Source organism: Aeromicrobium phragmitis (genome assembly GCF_003674095.1).
Lineage (GTDB): Bacteria > Actinomycetota > Actinomycetes > Propionibacteriales > Nocardioidaceae > Aeromicrobium > Aeromicrobium phragmitis.
In genome coordinates this window covers 1-481 of record NZ_RDBF01000067.1, presented here as the reverse complement: position 1 = coordinate 481, position 481 = coordinate 1, and the positions used below count along the sequence as shown (strand labels likewise).

1 protein-coding gene is annotated in these 481 nt (G+C 64.2%); it reads right to left on the bottom strand.

Annotated features, from left to right (window positions below; genetic code table 11):
• A partial coding sequence (locus D9V41_RS16275; protein ID WP_166376089.1) for an AMP-binding protein occupies nucleotides 1-481 on the bottom strand: 481 nt, incomplete at both ends.

The window sequence follows — 481 nt, the reverse complement described above, 5'->3', positions numbered from 1 at the left end:
CCGCTGGACGTTCTGGAGCATCTGCACGGGGTGGTACTCGCGCTGCAGGATCACCGTCGCACCGAGGAACATCATCGTGAGGAACCAGCAGTTGAGCGGCGCTGCGTGCCAGATCGGCATGGCGATGAGGAAACGTTCATCACGCGTGAAACCGAGCGTCGACACCATCAAGGGCGAGGCGCTGCTGATCGTCCGATGCGTGTGCACGCACGCCTTCGGCGAACTTGTCGTGCCGGAGGTGAAGAGGTACTGGGCCGGGGCATCGATGTCGTCGTCCACCGCGCTCTCGATCGGCGTGCACGTCTCGGCGAGTTCGTCGAACGCCTCGAGGCCGTCGACCACGGCCTCTGTAGTCATCCAGGTGATGCCCGAAGCTGCGTCCGTGGCGATGGAAGCGAGGTCAGCGGCGACGACACCGACCACCGCTCCACTGTGTTCGACGGCGTAACGGACCTCGGGGACGGTGAGCTTGTGATTGACC